This is a genomic window from Mesorhizobium sp. M0011 (assembly GCF_040324155.1).
GTDB lineage: Bacteria > Pseudomonadota > Alphaproteobacteria > Rhizobiales > Rhizobiaceae > Mesorhizobium.
On record NZ_JAMYVQ010000027.1, the window covers coordinates 56,198 to 69,035 of the forward strand.

A 12,838-nucleotide genomic window follows, 5' to 3' on the forward strand; every position below is an offset into this window, starting at 1 on the left:
AGCGTGATTTCAATAGCGAGGGGCGAACATCGGTTTTCGCCCCTTGCCGCCATTTTCCGTGGGCCGCCCACGATGCTGAACGACAGGCCGCCATGCTGAACACCAAGCCGAACTGGCCGACCCTTACCGTGATGGTCGGCCTCAGCCTGACCGCCTGCAAGATCCTGCCTACGAAATCGGAAGCCGGAGACAACGCTCCCGCCTTCAATCCAGACAAGATGGTCGAAGAGATATGGGCGGCAAAGGTCGTGCCCTATCTCCAGCAGAAAGCCGGACCGTTAGCGCAGGTTCACACCCTGGCGACAACCGATCCATCGGCTGCCGGCGCCAAATACGGCAATCCGAACAAGCAGGCGAATTCGCCTTGGACTTTCGCGGTTCGCCTGGAAGGCAAGATCGTCGCGGCCAACACGCAGTCGCGGGCGGCAACCGTCGACGTCGATGTCGACGGCGACGGCAAGGCCGATGCACGGGTGCAGATCGGACCGGCGGTGCGCGGCACCGCGCTGCGCGACAGCCTGGACTTCATCCAGTTCAACGACTTCACCAACCAGATCGACTTCGCCCAGTTCGGCAAGGCGTTCAACAGCTACACCGACAAGACGGTGCTGTCCAAGCTGCCGCGCGAGGCGCTGGAAGGCCGCAGTGCCAAAGTGCTGGGCGCCTATACGCTGGGGAGCGGCCAGGACCTGCCGCTGGTGACGCCGGCGGAGGCAGAGATCGGGCCGAAGCCATGAGCGCGACAGCAGAGCGCGAAATCATCCTGAAGCTGGAGGACGTCTCCAAGGTCTATTCTGGCACCGTTGCGGTCAAGCGCGCCAATTTCGAGGTGCGCAAGGGCGCGGTCAACGTGCTGGTCGGTGAAAACGGCGCCGGCAAGTCGACGCTGATGAAGATCATCGCCGGTGTGGAACGGCCGACCGCCGGCCGCATCCTGCTGGAAGGCGAAGAGGTTTCCTTCTCGTCATCCGGTGATGCGGTGAACCGTGGCATCGGCATGGTGTTCCAGGAGTTGAACCTGTTCGGCAACATGAGCGTCGCCGAGAATATTTTCGCCACCCGGGAGATCACCAACCGCTTCGGCAAGATCGACCGCAAGGAACAGGAGCGCCGTGCGGCTGAATTTCTGGAACGCCTGCAAGCCGGCATACGGCCCGACATGCTGGTCGAGGATTTGCGCATCGGCCAGCAGCAGTTGGTCGAGATCGCCAAGGCGGTTTCGCTCGATGCGCGAATCCTGATCATGGACGAGCCGACCTCGGCGCTGAGCGCTGCGGAGGTCGAGATCCTGTTCAAGGTGATCGCCGACCTCAAGGCGCGCGGCGTGGCCATCGTCTACATCTCGCACCGGCTGGAAGAGCTGATCCGCATCGGCGACTACATCACCGTGCTGCGCGACGGCCGCATCACCGGCCAGGAGGAGATGAAGAACGTCGACACGCGATGGATCGTTCGCCAGATGATCGGTTCCGACGCCAAGGATTTCGCCAAGGCTGACGGCCATCTTCCGGGCGAGGAGATATTTCGAGCCGAGGACATCTGCCTGCCGCGCGCTATCGGCGGGCTTGCCGTCGACCATGTCTCGCTGTCGCTGCGCGCCGGCGAGATCCTCGGCATCTACGGCCTGATGGGCGCCGGTCGCAGCGAATTGTTCGACTGCATCATGGGCCGCCACGGCCATTCGACAGGCGCGATCTTCATTGGCGGTAAAAAGGTCAAGGAGCGCGACACGACGCGGCGCATCCGGCGTGGCCTGGCATTGATCCCCGAGGATCGCCAGCGCGAAGGGCTGGTGTCGATCCTCTCGGTCGCCAGCAATCTGACGCTAGCCAGCCTGTCGCGATTTGCCCGCCTATTCCATATCCGTGGCGCCGACGAAAGGCAGGCGGTGACGCAGATGGTGCGGGAACTGGCGATCAAGGTCGCCGACCCGGCGCAGGAAGTGTCTTCGCTGTCGGGCGGCAACCAGCAGAAGGTGGTGATCGGCAAGGCGCTGCTCACCGAACCCAAGGTGCTGCTAATGGACGAACCCAGCCGAGGCATCGATGTCGGCGCCAAGGCAGACGTCTTCCGCACCATGCGCAAACTGTCCCGCGACGGATTGGGGATTTTGTTCGCCACCTCCGACCTCGATGAGGTGATGGCGCTGTCCGACCGCATCGCGGTGATGAGCAACGGAAAACTGACCGGCATGTTCGACCGTGCCGAGGCGACGGAGGCGGCACTCGTCGCTGCTTCGGCGCTTGGCCACGGACCGGTCTCACACACGGAGAGCACCGCCCATGACTGACATCCCAGCCAAGGCGGCCGCTCATTCCGCTTCCAGCGGCTCCGTGCTGTTGACGCTGATGAAGCTCAGGACCTTCATCGCGCTTATCGCCGTGCTGATCTTCTTCTCGATCGCGGCGCCGAATTTCCTGTCGACCGCCAATCTGATCCTGATGTCGAAGCACGTGGCGCTGAACGCGTTCCTGGCGATGGGCATGACCTTCGTCATCATCACCGGCGGCATCGACCTTTCGGTCGGCTCGATCGTCGGCCTGTGCGGCATGGTGGCCGGCTATCTCGTGCTCAATGGCATCGACCTGCAGATCGGCTACACCATCTATTTCAACGTCTTCGAGATCGCGCTGATCACGCTTGCCGTCGGCATATTGATCGGCGCCGTCAACGGCTTGCTGATCACCCGGCTGAACGTCGCGCCGTTCATCGCCACGCTTGGCGTGCTCTATGTCGCGCGCGGCCTGGCGCTGCTGTCGTCGGATGGCCGCACCTTTCCCAACCTCGTCGGCAAGCCGGAGCTTGGCACCACCGGTTTCGGTTTCCTCGGTGCAGGCCGGCTGCTTGGCCTGCCGGTGGCGATCTGGATCCTGATCGTCGTTGCACTGGGAGCCGCCTATCTCGCCAAATACACACCGCTCGGCCGCCATATCTTCGCCGTCGGCGGCAATGAACGGGCGTCGCGGATTTCGGGCGTCCGTGTCAACATGGTGAAGATGTTCGTCTATATGTTCTCCGGTTTCTGCGCGGCGATCGTCGGCCTGATCATCTCGTCCGAGCTGATGGCCTCGCATCCGGCAACAGGCGAAAGTTTCGAGCTCAACGCCATTGCGGCGGCGGTGCTCGGCGGTACCTCGATGTCGGGCGGGCGCGGCACGATCGGCGGCACCATCGTCGGCGCCTTCGTCATCGGCATTCTTTCGGACGGGTTGGTGATGATGGGTGTGAGTTCGTTCTGGCAAATGGTGATCAAGGGTCTCGTCATCATCGTCGCCGTTGTCGTCGACCAGGCACAACGCCGGCTTCAACAGCGCGTCACCTTGATGCAGATGGCGAAGGCGGGTTGAGCATGGCGGAGTTGCGTGGAGCGCTGATCGGCTGCGGCTTCTTTGCCGTCAACCAGATGCACGCCTGGCGCGGCATTGCGGGCGCTTCGATCGTTGCTATCTGCGACCGTGACCCGGAACGGCTCAAGATCGTCGGCGACCAGTTCGGCATAGCGAAGCGCTATACCGATGCGGCGGAACTTTTTGCCGGCGAAAGCCTGGACTTCGTCGACATCGCCACCACCGCGCCCAGCCATCGTCCGCTTGTCGAAATGGCGGCCGCTCATCGCGTTCCGGTGATCTGCCAAAAGCCGTTCGCGCCGACGCTCGCCGACGCCAAGGCAATGGTCGGGGCATGCGCGGAAGCCGGCGTGCCGCTGATGGTGCATGAGAATTTTCGCTGGCAGTCGCCGATCCAGGCGGTGCGCGCCGTGCTCGACAGCGGCGAGATCGGCACGTCTTTCTTCGGGCGCATCTCCTTCCGCTCCGGCTATGACGTGTTTTCCGGCCAGCCCTATCTAGCGACGGGAAAGCGCTTCATCATCGAGGACCTCGGCATCCATATCCTCGATATCGCCCGCTTCCTGCTCGGCGACGTCTCGACCATCACGTCGCGAACCGCCCGCGTCAATCCTAGTATCGCGGGCGAGGATGTGGCGACGATGCTTCTGGACCACAAGAGCGGCGCGACCTCCGTGGTCGACTGCAGCTATGCGACGAAGCTTGCCACCGAGCCGTTTCCCGAGACGCTGATCGAGATCGACGGCAGCGACGGAACGATCCGGCTGGCGCAGGGATACCGGCTCACCGTCACCGGCAAGAACGGCACGGTCGTCACCGACGTCTCGCCGCCGCTGCTGCCATGGGCGTCGCGGCCCTGGCATAACATTCAGGAAAGCATCGTCGCCATCCAGCAGCATTGGGTAGACTGCCTGGCGAAGGGAATCGAACCGGCGACCTCGGGCGCCGACAATCTCAAGACGTTCGCACTGGTCGAGGCGGCTTACACCGGTGCCGCGAGCCGGCAACCGGTGCAACTCGACGCCTTGCTTAAATGACCGCCGACGCATTCCTGCTCTACGGAACGCATGCCGTCGAGGCCGAACCAATCAGGCTACGCGCAGGCGCGCTCAGCGCCGACTTCGTCAACGGCAATCTGCGCACCATCCGGCATGGCGGCACCGAGGTGCTGCGCGCCATTGCCTATATCGTGCGCGACCGCGACTGGGGCACTTATGAGCCGGTGCTGACGGGCCTCGTCATCGATCAGGACGCGGAGAGCTTCGCGATCAGCTATTCGGCAAGCTGCATCGGACCCGATGGAAGCCGGCTCGGCTTCCACGCAACCATCAAAGGCTTCGCCGATGGCCGTCTGGTCTTCGACGTCGGCGCCCTCCCCGAAAGCGATTTCGAGACCAACCGCTGCGGCTTCTGCATCCTGCATCCGATCGCAGGGCTGGCCGGCAGTCCAGTCACTGTCGAGCATACGGACGGCATCGTGGTGGCGACGAAACTGCCCGAACTGATCGACCCGTGGCAGCCTTTCAAGGATATCCGCGCCATCACCCATCAGGTTCGGCCTGGTGTCACCGCCGAATGCCTAATGGAAGGCGATACATTCGAGATGGAAGACCAGCGCAACTGGTCAGACGCCTCCTACAAGACCTATGTGCGGCCGCTCGCGTTGCCATGGCCCTATGTGCTGCCTGCCGGCCAGCCCTTGCGCCAAACGATCAGCCTGCGCATCACAGGGAAAGGCAACGCGCCGGCTGCCGCCATGGTCAGCGAACCGGTCCGCGTCGAACTCGGCGAAGCCGGGCCAAGGCTGCCCGATATCGGCGTGGTCATCTATCCCGAGGATGTCGAGAGCGCACTTGCGAAGCTCTCGATGCTGTCGGCGCTCGGCCCGCAACAGCTGATCTTCCACTACGACCCGACGCGCGGCCACGGGCTCGACGCATTGCAGTCCTTTGCAAAACTTGCCGCCGCCTATCCGGTGCAGACGACCCTCGAATGCGTTGTTGCCTGCGCTGGCGATCTTGACGCCGAGCTGTCAGGCGTCGCCGACCTGGTGCGCCGGGCCGGACTGAAACTCTCGGCCATTGCCGTGTCGCCTTCGGTCGACCGGCAGTCGACGCCTCCGGGCAGCGCGTGGCCGGACTGCCCGACGCTCGAAGACGTCTTTGCGGCTGCGCGGCGCGCCTTTCCCGATATCCGCCTCGGTGGCGGTATGTTCAGCTATTTCACCGAACTCAACCGCAAGCGCGTGCCAGCGGACCAGCTCGATTTCGTCACCCATTGCACCTGCCCGATCGTGCATGCCGCCGACGACCTGAGCATCATGCAATCGCTGGAGGCGCTGCCTTTCATCACCCAATCGGCACGGGCGATCTTCGGGGCAAAATCCTACCGGATCGGTCCGTCGACGATTGCCATGCGGCAAAACCCCTATGGCGGCGCGACCAAGCCCAATCCCGGGGGACAGCGCATCGCCATGGCCGACCGAGACCCGCGCCATGCCGGCCTGTTCGCAGCAGCATGGACGATCGGCTATGCAGCACGCGTCGCGCCCGCCGGACTGGAACAGCTCACGCTCTCCAGCTTCACCGGACCGTTCGGCGTGTTGGCGTCATCCGGAGAACCCATTGCGGCAGGATCGCCCCGGCCACTCTTCGGGGCTATCAAGGGGCTTTGCGAACTGGCCGGCCTTACGCAGGTGGCGGCAAGGACGAGCGATGAAACCAAGGTGCTGGCGTTGGCCGGACGCTCGGCCTCGGACGAGACGGTCGTGTGGCTGGCAAACCTGACGGCGGACGACGTGCCGGTCGACATTTCAGCTTTTGGCCGCGGCCATCTCGTGATGACGCCTTACGCGATCACCCGGCTCGGCTGAAGCTACTTTTCGGAGTTCATCACATAGAGCGCGCGCGAGCGTTCGAGATGCTTGATCATCGCCTTCTCGGCGCCATCCGCATCCTTTTTCTCGATGCGGCCGATGATCTCTTCGTGCTCGGTCAGCGTGAACTTTTCCTTGCCGGTCCAGATCAGCATTTCGGTGTGGTATTCCTTCAGCCAGCCGAGCATCGCCTCACTAACGGCGACATAGATCGGATTGCCTGAGATCGCGGCGATCTGGGTATGGAATTTCATGTCGGCGGAGATGAAGGCTTCGGAATCGCCACGGAAGCCGCGCTGTTCGGCAACGGTGGCCCTGAGGCGCTGCACATCCTCGGCGGTGGCCTTTTCGGCGGCTTCCCTGACCATGCCGCGCTCGAAGAAGATGCGCGCGGTCTTCAGGTGCTCAAGCGTGTCCTTCGATGACGACAGGATGATCTTGGCGGCGCCATCGACCTGCTTGATGATCGACTTTGCCGTGAGCTGCAGCACCTTGGCGCGCTCGCCATGCGAGATCGCGACCAGGCCCATATTGCTCAGCGCCTGCATCGCCTCGCGAATCGCCGGCCTGCCGACCTCGAAGCGCTCCATCAGTTCGCGCTCCGACGGCATGTCGTCACCCGGCATCAATTCGCCGCTGGTGATCAGGCGCTTCAGCCGCAAGAAGACCTCGTCGGAAAGCTTGCGCCGGACAATCGGTTCCGAACGGTTCATCGTCGCGAATCACTCCCTTGAGCCGGCCCTATCTAACACTGCCGCCACATTTCCCGGAAATTGCCGCCTGTCGATCTGCCTAAAACTTCTAGCCGGATATGCCTTGCAATACTTATGTACTCATTATACCAGATTTAGAACACCGGTGAACCTTTTTCGAACGCCTCGGCTTAAGACAGCAGACCATGATCACCCTCACCTATCGCATCGAAACGCCTGGAAGCATCGAAGCGCTGGCCGCCAAGATCGCCAGCGACCAGTCGACCGGCACCTTCGTCGCGCTGCCCGGCGAGACCGAAGAGCTGAAGGCCCGGGTGGCGGCGCGCGTGCTGGCGATCCGGCCTCTGCCCGATGCCGAGCGGCCGTCACTTCCCGATGACGGCAGCGGGCCGTTCAAACGCGCCGATGTCGACATCGCCTTTCCGTTCGATGCCATCGGCACCGACCTTTCGGCGCTGATGACCATCGCCATCGGCGGCACCTATTCGATCAAGGGCCTCACCGGGATCCGCGTCGTCGACATGAAGCTGCCGGAGGATTTTCGCGGCGCGCATCCCGGCCCACAGTTCGGTGTCGCCGGCAGCCGCCGACTGACCGGTGTGACGGACCGCCCGATCATCGGCACCATCGTCAAGCCGGCGCTCGGGCTGCGGCCGCACGAGACGGCGGCAATGGTGGCGGAACTGATCGCCGCCGGCGTCGATTTCATCAAGGATGACGAGAAGCTGATGAGCCCGGCCTATTCGCCGCTGTCGGAGCGGGTGAAGGCAATCATGCCGCTGATCCTCGACCATAAGCAGAAGACCGGCAAGAAAGTGATGTATGCCTTCGGCATTTCGCATGCCGACCCGGATGAGATGATGCGCAACCACGATCTGGTGGCGAAGGCCGGCGGCAATTGCGCTGTTGTCAACATCAATTCGATCGGGCTCAGTGGCATGGCGTTCCTGAGGAAGCGCTCCAGTCTGGTGCTGCATGCTCACCGCAACGGCTGGGACATCCTCACCCGGCACCCCGGGCTAGGTATGGGCTTCAAGGTCTGGCAGCAATTCTGGCGACTGCTCGGCGTCGACCAATTCCAGATCAACGGCATCGCCTCGAAATATTGGGAGCCGGATGACTCCTTCGTCGAGTCGTTCAAGGCGGTGACGACGCCGATCTTCTCACCTGACGACTGCGCCTTGCCGGTCGCCGGCTCCGGCCAGTGGGGCGGGCAGGCGCCCGAGACATATGCGCGGACCGGCCGGACCGTCGATCTTCTCTATCTCTGCGGCGGTGGCATCGTCAGCCATCCGGACGGGCCGGGCGCCGGCGTGCGCGCCGTGCAGCAAGCCTGGCAGGCGGCGGTCGACGGCATTCCGCTTGCCGACTTCGCCCTGAACCACCCTGAACTGGCGCGGTCGATCGAAAAATTCGGCGAAGGCAAGGCAGCCTGAAGCCATGCAGGACCTGCTTCTCAGCTACTATGGCGACGACCTGACCGGCTCGACCGATGTCATGGAGGCGCTCGAGCTTGGTGGCGTGCCGACCGTGCTGTTCATGCGCCAGCCGGACGAGGCCTTGCTTGCGCGATTTGCGCAGTGCCGGGCGATCGGCCTGGCCGGCACCAGCCGCAGCGAGACGCCGCAGTGGATGGACACGCATCTGCGCGAAGCCTTCGGCTGGCTGAAGACGTTGAAAGCCGCAATCTGTCACTACAAGGTCTGCTCGACTTTCGATTCCAGCCCGACGATCGGCAGCATCGGCCGGGCCATCGAGATCGGCCGCTCGGTGTTCGCGCAGGACAGTGTGCCGCTGCTGGTCGGTGCGCCGCAGCTCAAGCGCTACACCGCCTTCGGCCATCTGTTCGCAGCCTATCGCGACCAATATTTCCGCATCGACCGCCACCCGGTGATGAGCCGCCATCCGACGACGCCGATGGATGAGTCCGATCTGCTGATCCATTTGTCGCGGCAGACGGCGCTGAGCTCCGGGCTGATCGACCTTGCGACGCTGCAGTCCGCGTCGCGGTCGGCGGCGTTCGATCGGCTGACCGGAAACGGCACCCCCATCGTGCTTGTCGATGTCGACAATCTGGAAACGCAAGCTCTGGCCGGCAAGGAGATCTGGCGCGTTCGCAAGCCAGGCGGTTCTTTTGTCGCCGGCTCGTCCGGGGTCGAGTATGCATTGCTGGCCGAATGGGCGTCGAATGACATTGTCGGCGCTGGACAAGGTTTCACGCCGCCGGGCGCAGCCGAGCGGATAGCCGTCGTGTCGGGCAGTTGTTCGCCGACCACCGAGCGGCAGATCCGGCATGCCCTGACCGACGGTTTCGACGGCATCGAGGTCGATCCCGTCGAGCTGGTTTCGGAGGCTTCGCAGCAGGCGATCGCGCGCGCAACGGCAAGCGGCCGTGCCAGTCTGCAAGCCGGGCGCAGCGTCATCCTCTACACCGCGCTTGGCCCCGATGCCGACAGGGGCGCCGAAATCGACCGGCAGGAAGGCGCCCGCCACAGGCTTGGCCGCGGCCTTGGAGAAATCCTTCGCAGCCTGACGATCGAACAGAATTTGCGGCGCGTGGTCATTGCCGGCGGCGACACGTCGAGCCATGCACTCGGCGAAATGGGTGTCGATGCCCTGACAATCCGCATGCCGCTGCCCGCTTCGCCTGGCTCGCCGCTCTGCGTTGCCCACTCGCGCGTCAAGGCGGTCGACGGCTTGGAGGTCGCGCTCAAGGGCGGCCAGGTCGGAACCGATCGCTATTTCTCAGCCATCCGCGACGGCCTCGGCACTTGAACCAGCCGACACCGGGATTTCAGGAGCCGCTGTGCGAGAGCACTTCAACACGAAATGCGCCTTGCCGGGTGGAAATCCCGGTAACACCCGGTATTATCTGCGAAAATGCCGAAATCGGGAGGACGTCGGGTGCAGACCAAGAAGATCATCAACGATGGCAACCGCGCCGTCGACGAGATGCTGGAAGGCATCCTGGCAGCGCATCCCCGCCATCTCAAAAGCGTGGACGGCAGTCCACGCTCCATCATCGCCCGCGACGGACCGCGCCAGGGCAAGGTGGGCCTCGTGATTGGCGGCGGTTCGGGCCACGAGCCGAGCTTTCTCGGCTTTGTCGGCAAGGGATTGGCTGACGCTGCGGCCATCGGCAATGTCTTTGCCTCGCCGCCGCCGGACCCGATCCTCGAATGCGCCAAGGCAGTCAGCGGCGGCGCCGGCGTGCTCTTCATGTACGGCAATTATGCCGGCGACGTGATGAATTTCGACATGGCGGCCGAGATGGCCGCCATGGACGACATCGAGGTGCGCACGGTGCTGAGCACCGACGACGTCGCCTCGGCACCGCGCGACCAGCGGCACAAGAGGCGCGGCGTCGCCGGCAATTTCTTCATCTTCAAGGCGGCCGGCGCCGCCTGCGACCAGATGTTGTCCTTCGACGAATGCGAGCGCGTCGCCGGCAAGGCCAACGACCATACCTTCACCATGGGCGTGGCGCTGTCGCCCTGTTCGCTGCCGCAGACCCGCCGGCCGAATTTCGAGATCGGCCCGGACGAGATGGAGATCGGCATGGGCATCCACGGCGAGCCCGGCATCGCGCGCGAAAAGTTGAAAACAGCCGACGAGATCACCGACGAGATGCTGGACAGGATTCTCGACGAGATGGCGCCGGCGCGCGGCGACAAGGTCGCGGTGCTCGTCAATTCGCTGGGCTCGACGCCGCTGATGGAACTCTACATCATGAACCGGCGCGTGAAGCAGAGGCTCGATGAGATCGGTGTGTCCATACACGCAAGCTGGGTCGGCAATTACTGCACCTCGCTCGAAATGGCCGGGGCCTCGATCACTCTGCATCGGCTGGACGGCGAGTTGCAGACGATGCTGGACCACCCCTGCGACTGCGCCATGTTTCGCGCCGGCTAAACCCACTTCTGTGGCAAGGACTAAGACATGACGACAATCGACACCGCCCGCCTTGTCGCGATGTTCGCGGCGATCGCAACCGCCATGTCGGCCGACAGGGACCGACTATGCGCGCTTGACGGAGTTATCGGCGACGCCGACCACGGCATTGCGATGGAGCTTGGATTTTCCGCGGCACGCGATGCAGTCGCCGCACTGGACACCGGGGCCACCGATCCGGCCACCTTGCTGAACATGGCGGCAAAGTCGTTCCTGAACGCGGTTGGCGCCTCCTCCGGTCCGCTCTATGCGACCGCGTTCATGCGCGGCGCGGCAGCCGTCAAGGGCAAGACGACGCTCGACGACGCGGACGTGGTCGCTCTGTTCCAGGCGATGGCCAAGGGCATTCAGGATCGCGGCAAAGCAGAGCCTGGCGAAAAGACGATGATCGATGCATGGGCGCCGGCTGCGCAGGCGGCGGGCGAAGCGCTGACCTCCGGCAAGGATCTGGCGCGCAGTCTCGAAGCTGCTGCACAAGCGGCAAACGCCGGCGCGGAGGCGACCAAGTCGATGGTCGCCACGAAGGGCCGGGCATCGCGCCTCGGCGAACGCTCGCTTGGCCACATGGACCCGGGCGCCGCCTCCGCCGTGACCGTGATCGAGGCGATGCGGGTCGCCTTGACCAGTTAACTCAGCAGCAGGCCCTCGCGTCAGCGCTTGGCGTCGAGCTTGTCGATGGCCTGCACGTTTGTGGCGGAGGGGCCATTCGGATCGAACTCCGAGGCCAACCATGCGTCGGCGATCGATTTCGCCAGTTCGGGACCGATGACGCGGGCGCCCATGGTGATGATCTGGGCGTTATTGGACTTGGCGGCGCGCTCAGCGGAATAGGTGTCGTGGGTCAATGCGGCGCGAATGCCCGGGACCTTGTTGGCGGAGATGCTGACGCCGATGCCGGTGCCGCAAAACAGGATGGCCCGGTCGTAATTGCCGTCGAGAATTTCGTGGCCGACCGAGGCGGCGATATCGGCGTAGAATCCGGCCTGGCTTAGGTCGACGACCTGCAGTTCCGGCTTGGTGGCGAGATGCTTGGCGATGACGTCGAGCAACGGCTTGCCGGCGCTGTCGGCTCCGAGTGCGATCTTCATGATGATGAGCTCCTTTGCTTGGTCTTTTAGCGGTCAGCGCGCGATGGCGGCCGACGCCTTTTTCAGAATGTCGATATAGCCTTCCGCTTGCCACGCCGAGCGGCCGATGAACAGGCCATCGATATGCGGCTGGCCGATGAGTTCGGCCGCGTTGCCGGGATTGACGCTGCCGCCGTAAAGCACAGGCGGGGCAGCCGGCAGCCGGTCGGCGGCAACCTTCTTGATCAGCTGTTGCTGTTTGTCGGCATAGTCGGCGCTTGCGGGAATGCCCTTCTCGCCGATTGCCCAGACGGGCTCGTAGGCAAAGAGGATTTCCGCCTTCACCTGATCGCCGCTCAGCTCTTGCAGCGCGCCGAGAACCTGTGCCGTCAACACCGCCTCGGCGCGGCCTGCTTCGCGCTCAGCCAGCGTCTCGCCGACGCAGATCAGCGGCACGAAACCGTGCCTGACAGCGGCCGCCGTCTTCAGTCCCACAGTCGCATCGGTCTCGCCGAAATGCTCGCGGCGCTCGCTATGGCCGAGTTCGATTACGTCCAGCCCGCAATCTTTCAACATCACCGGCGAGATCTCCCCCGTCCAGGCGCCGGCATCGGCCCAATGCATGTTCTGGGCACCGATCTTGACGCGGGTGTTGGCCAGCGCCGCCTTGACCTGGCGCGCTGCGGTGAACGGCGGAATGACGAAGGGCTGTATTGCCGGATCGAAATCGGGCACAAAGGCCGCCAGCGCATCGGCGAACTGCAACGCCTCCGACAGCGTCTTGTTCATCTTCCAGCTCGTGCCGACCCAATATGGGGCCATTCTTTTTCTCCTTCGGTACTTTCGCGGCCGACATCGTAGCCGGCTTTCGGGCGACGTGTTCGC

The 12,838-nt window shown here is 63.8% G+C and carries 12 protein-coding genes; 9 read left to right on the top strand and 3 right to left on the bottom strand.

Annotation, left to right across the window (positions count from 1 at the left end):
• The first annotated feature begins 92 nt into the window (after positions 1 to 92).
• From NKK51_RS24915 to apnL, 5 genes are read left to right on the top strand one after another with little or no spacing between them, the layout of a single operon-like run.
• Positions 93 to 737 carry a DUF2291 family protein gene (locus tag NKK51_RS24915; RefSeq protein ID WP_352554920.1) on the top strand — a complete coding sequence of 215 codons (645 nt, stop codon included), beginning with the start codon at positions 93 to 95 and terminating at the stop codon, positions 735 to 737.
• Positions 734 to 2,290: a sugar ABC transporter ATP-binding protein gene (locus NKK51_RS24920; RefSeq protein WP_352554921.1), complete on the top strand. Its 1,557-nt coding sequence runs from the start codon at positions 734 to 736 to the stop codon at positions 2,288 to 2,290. The genes NKK51_RS24915 and NKK51_RS24920 overlap by 4 nt, the downstream gene beginning before the upstream one ends.
• Complete coding sequence (locus NKK51_RS24925) at positions 2,283 to 3,347, top strand: ABC transporter permease (RefSeq protein ID WP_023808896.1); 1,065 nt, start codon at positions 2,283 to 2,285, stop codon at positions 3,345 to 3,347. Before NKK51_RS24920 ends, NKK51_RS24925 begins: the two co-directional genes overlap by 8 nt.
• A 2-nt stretch (positions 3,348 to 3,349) precedes the next feature.
• A complete protein-coding gene (locus NKK51_RS24930) occupies positions 3,350 to 4,384 on the top strand; it encodes a Gfo/Idh/MocA family protein (RefSeq protein WP_352554922.1) in 1,035 nt (344 codons plus the stop codon).
• The gene (gene apnL / locus NKK51_RS24935) at positions 4,381 to 6,219 is read left to right on the top strand and encodes a D-apionate lactonase (protein WP_352554923.1); all 1,839 of its coding nucleotides are present in this window, start codon (positions 4,381 to 4,383) and stop codon (positions 6,217 to 6,219) included. The genes NKK51_RS24930 and apnL overlap by 4 nt, the downstream gene beginning before the upstream one ends.
• Before the next feature lie 2 nt (positions 6,220 to 6,221).
• Here the strand turns inward: apnL and NKK51_RS24940 are convergent, their stop codons facing one another.
• Positions 6,222 to 6,935 (bottom strand): transcriptional regulator NanR, encoded by a 714-nt coding sequence (locus NKK51_RS24940; protein WP_023808899.1) that lies wholly within the window; start codon positions 6,933 to 6,935, stop codon positions 6,222 to 6,224.
• 185 nt (positions 6,936 to 7,120) lie between these two features.
• Between NKK51_RS24940 and oiaX the strand changes: the two genes are divergently transcribed.
• From oiaX to dhaL, 4 genes are all read left to right on the top strand, one after another.
• Entirely contained in the window at positions 7,121 to 8,371 is a 1,251-nt protein-coding gene (gene oiaX / locus NKK51_RS24945; RefSeq protein ID WP_352554924.1) for a 3-oxo-isoapionate-4-phosphate decarboxylase OiaX, read from the top strand.
• Between the two features lie 4 nt (positions 8,372 to 8,375).
• Positions 8,376 to 9,710, top strand: a complete 1,335-nt coding sequence (locus NKK51_RS24950) for a four-carbon acid sugar kinase family protein (RefSeq protein ID WP_352554925.1) — start codon at positions 8,376 to 8,378, stop codon at positions 9,708 to 9,710.
• Positions 9,711 to 9,839: 129 nt separating this feature from the next.
• Positions 9,840 to 10,847: a dihydroxyacetone kinase subunit DhaK gene (locus NKK51_RS24955; protein ID WP_352554926.1), complete on the top strand. Its 1,008-nt coding sequence runs from the start codon at positions 9,840 to 9,842 to the stop codon at positions 10,845 to 10,847.
• A 27-nt stretch (positions 10,848 to 10,874) separates the two neighbouring features.
• Positions 10,875 to 11,516, top strand: coding sequence for a dihydroxyacetone kinase subunit DhaL (gene dhaL, locus NKK51_RS24960; RefSeq protein ID WP_352554927.1), 642 nt, complete (start codon positions 10,875 to 10,877; stop codon positions 11,514 to 11,516).
• 20 nt (positions 11,517 to 11,536) lie between these two features.
• Here the strand turns inward: dhaL and derI are convergent, their stop codons facing one another.
• Together derI and NKK51_RS24970 are read right to left on the bottom strand one after the other, a co-directional pair.
• Positions 11,537 to 11,974, bottom strand: a complete 438-nt coding sequence (gene derI, locus NKK51_RS24965; protein WP_013533067.1) for a D-erythrulose-4-phosphate isomerase — start codon at positions 11,972 to 11,974, stop codon at positions 11,537 to 11,539.
• 33 nt (positions 11,975 to 12,007) lie between these two features.
• The gene (locus NKK51_RS24970) at positions 12,008 to 12,775 is read right to left on the bottom strand and encodes a triose-phosphate isomerase (RefSeq protein ID WP_352554928.1); all 768 of its coding nucleotides are present in this window, start codon (positions 12,773 to 12,775) and stop codon (positions 12,008 to 12,010) included.
• Between the last annotated feature and the right edge of the window lie 63 nt (positions 12,776 to 12,838).

Bases quoted from the DNA above. Each gene is read 5' to 3' on its own strand.
- NKK51_RS24970 (WP_352554928.1), bottom strand. From the start codon at position 12,775: ATGGCCCCATATTGGGTCGGCACGAGCTGGAAGATGAACAAGACGCTG.
- NKK51_RS24930 (WP_352554922.1), top strand. From the start codon at position 3,350: ATGGCGGAGTTGCGTGGAGCGCTGATCGGCTGCGGCTTCTTTGCCGTC.
- NKK51_RS24915 (WP_352554920.1), top strand. From the start codon at position 93: ATGCTGAACACCAAGCCGAACTGGCCGACCCTTACCGTGATGGTCGGC.
- NKK51_RS24925 (WP_023808896.1), top strand. From the start codon at position 2,283: ATGACTGACATCCCAGCCAAGGCGGCCGCTCATTCCGCTTCCAGCGGC.
- dhaL (WP_352554927.1), top strand. From the start codon at position 10,875: ATGACGACAATCGACACCGCCCGCCTTGTCGCGATGTTCGCGGCGATC.
- apnL (WP_352554923.1), top strand. From the start codon at position 4,381: ATGACCGCCGACGCATTCCTGCTCTACGGAACGCATGCCGTCGAGGCC.
- oiaX (WP_352554924.1), top strand. From the start codon at position 7,121: ATGATCACCCTCACCTATCGCATCGAAACGCCTGGAAGCATCGAAGCG.
- NKK51_RS24940 (WP_023808899.1), bottom strand. From the start codon at position 6,935: ATGAACCGTTCGGAACCGATTGTCCGGCGCAAGCTTTCCGACGAGGTC.
- NKK51_RS24950 (WP_352554925.1), top strand. From the start codon at position 8,376: ATGCAGGACCTGCTTCTCAGCTACTATGGCGACGACCTGACCGGCTCG.
- derI (WP_013533067.1), bottom strand. From the start codon at position 11,974: ATGAAGATCGCACTCGGAGCCGACAGCGCCGGCAAGCCGTTGCTCGAC.
- NKK51_RS24920 (WP_352554921.1), top strand. From the start codon at position 734: ATGAGCGCGACAGCAGAGCGCGAAATCATCCTGAAGCTGGAGGACGTC.